The sequence below is a fragment of the Arthrobacter sp. UYEF36 genome (genome assembly GCF_040547025.1).
In the GTDB taxonomy this organism is placed as follows: domain Bacteria; phylum Actinomycetota; class Actinomycetes; order Actinomycetales; family Micrococcaceae; genus Arthrobacter.
In genome coordinates this window covers 1-3,369 of sequence record NZ_JBEPOX010000025.1, presented here as the reverse complement: position 1 = coordinate 3,369, position 3,369 = coordinate 1, and the positions used below count along the sequence as shown (strand labels likewise).

Here is a 3,369-nt window from a genome sequence, read left to right as displayed (position 1 = left end):
TCGACCTATGCCGAGCCCGTGACTATGCCGAGGCATTCGGTGGTGGCCGGTAAAGCCGTTGACGGTGGGGCGTTTCAGGCCGTGATGGACGTTCTCGTATCGGCATAGTCCCCGGGGGTAGAGCCTGTTCATGGGAGCAACCGTGCTTCCGTGAAGGAGGCGAGTGCGTTGTCTGGAACGAGAAGGAAAGCTGGCCAGCTGTGGCCGCACGTCGAGGGTTACCGGGAGTGGTTGACGCGGCGGGGTTACACGCCGGGCACGGTCCGGAACATGTTGAAGGATTTGGGCCAGGTCGGGCTCTGGCTTTCTGCCGAGGGGCTTATCACTGAGGATCTGAACGAGGAACGCGTGGCCGAGTTCCAATCTGCCCGGCGAAGGGTTGGCCGGAGCGGGAGCCCAGGTCCCCGTGCTCTGGTTCCGCTGATGAGCTACCTGCGGGAGTTGGGCGCCGTTCCCGAAAGAGCGCCTTTGGTGACACCGTTGGGTGCTCTTCTGGGCTCGTACCGGTCGTGGATGATCCAGGAGCGGGGGCTGGCGCTGACCACTGTGCTTCGTTATGAGAACACTGCCCGGCGCTTCCTTCAGGAGTCATCGGTGGGTGGGGTGTTCGCTCCGGAGGCTCTGACGGGGGCGGACATCAATGCGTTCCTGCTGCGTGAATTCGCCCGGGTGTCGGCGGGGTCGGCGAAGGGCCGGGTGGCCGAGCTGCGTTCGGTCCTGCGCTTCCTCTATCTGCATGACATGACCGGGTTGAGTCTGGGTGCGTCGGTTCCTGCGGTGGGTGGATGGCGCTTGGCGGCTCTGCCCCCTGCCGGGTTGTCCGCGGCGGACGTGCAGCTTTTGCTCGACAGCGTTGACCGCAGCACGCTGGTCGGGGTCAGGGACTTCGCGATCGTGATGCTGGTGTCGCGGTTGGGGTTACGGTCCGTCGAGGTCGCACGCATGGAATTGCGTGACGTGGACTGGCGGTCCGGGGAACTCATGGTCCGGGGCAAAGCGCGCCGGCAAGACCGGTTGCCGTTGCCGGCCGAGGTCGGCGAAGCGCTGGTAGCCTACCTCTGCTCTGGTCGGAATCCTGCGGATGCCGTCCATGTGTTCCTGACCTGCCGGGCACCCCGCGGGCCGATCCGCGCTGATCTGGTTGGCGATGTTGTCGAGCGGGCCTGCAAACGTGCAGGCCTGCCCGACGTCGGACCGCACGGGCTGAGGCACGCCCTGGCCGGTGAGCTCCTCCGCCAGGGCGCCGGCCTGATGGCGATCAGCCAGGTCCTGCGCCATCAGGATCTGGCCACGACCGCCCTCTATGCCAAGGTTGATTTGGTCGCGCTGCGCCAGGTGGCCCAGCCGTGGCCGGGGGTTCTGCGGTGAGTGCGTTGGAGCAGGATCTCGCGGGTTACCTGCAACTGCGTCGTTCGCTCGGACACGAAATGGCCGAGGCCCGTTGGTTGCTGCCAGGCTTCGTGGCTTTTCTGGACACCCGCGGAGCGTCCACGGTGACCATAGAAGCGGCACTGGACTGGGCGCAGCAATCCCCGACAGGCCAGCCGACGACCGTGGGGCCGCGACGGATGACGGCAGCCCGCGGGTTCGCCCGCTACCTGACCGGCATTTACCCCGGCACGGAGATCCCGCCGCTGGGTCTGATGCCGCACCGGCAAAGATGGCGCCGACCGTTCATCTACTCCACAGCCGACATCGAGGCACTGATGAACCAGGCCCGCGTCTTGATCCGATCGCCGCTGCGGGCCGCGACCTACGAGATCCTGGTTGGCCTGCTGGCAGCGGGTGGTCTGCGGATCGGCGAGGCAATCAAGCTTGACCGCAGCGACATCGACTGGACCGAGAGCGTGCTGCTGATCCGCGAATCCAAATTCGGCAAATCCCGGCTGGTTCCACTCCACAGCACTGCCATGGAGGCACTGAGCGCATACGCCCAACTCCGCGACGAGCTCGAACCCCGACCGAAGGAGCCAAGCTTCTTCGTGTCCCAGACGCACAAACGCCTCTGCTACGCGGCCGTATGCCCGACATTCCGGCATCTGGTCGATGCCGCCGGTATCGGGACCGGGGCACCCTCGGCTCCGAGGCTTCACGATCTCCGGCACACGTTCGCGGTCCGAACCCTGCTCGGCTGGTATCGCACCGGCGAGGACGTGCAGGCGAAACTCCCATGGCTATCGACCTATCTCGGCCACCGCGAACCGGCATCGACCTACTGGTATCTTTCGGCTGCGCCGGAACTGCTCGCCCTGGCCGCGGCACGCCAGAATACCGGCTGGACGGCGGTGCGATCATGACGCTGATCGCACCCACACTGCAGATGTTCTTCAGCGACCGGCTCACCCAACAGCGCCAAGCCAGCCCGCGGACCATCGCCGCCTACCGCGACGCCCTGAAGCTGCTCCTGGAGTTCATCCACGCACGGACCGGCAAGTTGCCATCACAACTGGAGTGGGACGACCTGAACGCGACCACAATCTCAGGATTTCTTACCCACTTGGAGAATGAACGGCACAACAGCGTCAGAACCCGCAACGTCCGCTTGACAGCAATCCGCTCACTTTTCTCCTACGCCGCGTTGCGTCATCCCGAGCATGCGCTGCTGATCCAGCGTGTCCTCGCCATCCCGCCGAAGCGGTTCGACAAGCGCACAGTGACATTCCTGACCCCACCCGAGATCGACGCCCTCGTCGCGGCCCCGGACCAGTCCAGATGGGAAGGACGGCGCGACAGGGCCCTGATGCTCCTCGCCATCCAGACCGGACTGCGGGTCTCCGAACTCACAGGCCTGAACTGCACCGATGTCACGCTGGGCGCCGGCGCGAACGTCCGATGCGAAGGCAAAGGACGCAAACAACGCGCCGTTCCAATCACCACTCCCGTCGAAGGACTGCTGCGTTCCTGGCTGGCAGAACGAGCCGGAAAACCCCACGAGCCAGTGTTCCCGACCCGCACCGGGCGGCGGCTCAGCCGCGACGCCGTCGCGCTGCGGGTCAGCACCCACGCAGCGACCGCTGCCCAAACATGTCCATCGCTATCGGGCAAGAAAATCCACCCTCACGTGTTTCGTCACAGCTGCGCGATGACCTTGCTCCAAGCCGGGGTCGACACCTCGGTGATCGCCCTCTGGCTCGGCCACGCCGGAGTCCGTTCCACCGACGCCTACGTCCACGCCGACATCACCATCAAGGAGAAAGCCCTCGCACTCACCACGCCGGCATCCGCCAGCCCTGGCCGATACCACCCACCAGACAAGATCCTCGCGTTCCTCGAGAGCCTGTAACTATGCCGACCCGCGACCGGCCCGGACCCCGCACACCAGCCCGACCTGGCGGACACCTCGGCATAGTCGCGGGCTCGGCATAGATC

At 65.6% G+C, this 3,369-nt stretch carries 3 protein-coding genes; all 3 read left to right on the top strand.

The window, feature by feature from the left end; all coding sequences use genetic code 11:
- Nucleotides 1-423: 423 nt before the first annotated feature.
- From ABIB29_RS19920 to ABIB29_RS19910, 3 genes are read left to right on the top strand one after another with little or no spacing between them, the layout of a single operon-like run.
- Complete coding sequence (locus ABIB29_RS19920) at nucleotides 424-1,368, top strand: tyrosine-type recombinase/integrase (RefSeq protein WP_354174772.1); 945 nt, start codon at nucleotides 424-426, stop codon at nucleotides 1,366-1,368.
- Between the two features lie 5 nt (nucleotides 1,369-1,373).
- Nucleotides 1,374-2,297: a tyrosine-type recombinase/integrase gene (locus tag ABIB29_RS19915; RefSeq protein ID WP_354174770.1), complete on the top strand. Its 924-nt coding sequence runs from the start codon at nucleotides 1,374-1,376 to the stop codon at nucleotides 2,295-2,297.
- A complete protein-coding gene (locus tag ABIB29_RS19910; protein ID WP_354174769.1) occupies nucleotides 2,294-3,283 on the top strand; it encodes a tyrosine-type recombinase/integrase in 990 nt (329 codons plus the stop codon). Before ABIB29_RS19915 ends, ABIB29_RS19910 begins: the two co-directional genes overlap by 4 nt.
- The last annotated feature ends 86 nt before the right edge of the window (nucleotides 3,284-3,369 follow it).